Annotated in this window: 1 protein-coding gene and 1 pseudogene; one reads left to right on the forward strand and one right to left on the reverse strand. The window is 52.2% G+C overall.

What is annotated here, in order from left to right; translation table 11 throughout:
* Positions 1-25: 25 nt before the first annotated feature.
* Positions 26-175 (reverse strand): hypothetical protein, encoded by a 150-nt coding sequence (locus ACXJ5O_RS29250; RefSeq protein ID WP_457302956.1) that lies wholly within the window; start codon positions 173-175, stop codon positions 26-28.
* A 27-nt stretch (positions 176-202) separates the two neighbouring features.
* Between ACXJ5O_RS29250 and ACXJ5O_RS29255 the strand changes: the two are divergent.
* Positions 203-590: pseudogene (locus tag ACXJ5O_RS29255) on the forward strand (MBL fold metallo-hydrolase); the annotation flags it as partial.

Genomic DNA, 590 nt, shown 5'->3' on the forward strand with positions numbered 1-590 from the left:
GGCGCAAACGGGAACGCGGCGTGGGTCAGAAAATTTGATCGATATTGCCAGTAAAAATAACCCAGCTATTCCAGAGGCTTACAAAATAATCGCGGGTCGCAGGAATAAACGGGCGAATTGCGCAGTCTCCTTTGTCAGCGGAGACATTTTTCAAATCATGTTCTTCGCCCGGCATATGCCAATCGAAAAAGGAGACATGTACATGTTTGATATGACACGCCGCGCAGTTCTGGGATCAGCCGCGGCCGCCGCTGCGTTCGGCCTCTCGCAAAAACTGGAACTCATTTTGCCGGCATCTGCAGCCACGCAAGTTGAACCATCAATTGGATACTACAAATATTCCGTCGGTTCGATTGAAGTCACCGCCGTCTACGACGGAATCTGGCGGAAACCGCATGACCCTGCATTCATCAAGAATGCCTCCGTGGAGGAAACCAAGGATGCGCTTGGAAGAGCTGGCCTTACAACTGAGTTCATGCCCATCCCCTTGACCGTTGTCGTGCTCAAGATCGGCGATCGATTGATCATGATGGATGCGGGTTCGGGTGTCGGTCAATGGCAGGCAAATGCCACGCATCTGCCGGCAAACA

Source organism: Phyllobacterium sp. P5_D12, from assembly GCF_054049495.1.

Excerpts from the sequence above, each read along its gene's own strand:
- ACXJ5O_RS29250 (WP_457302956.1), bottom strand. The coding sequence starts at position 175 with ATGCCGGGCGAAGAACATGATTTGAAAAATGTCTCCGCTGACAAAGGA.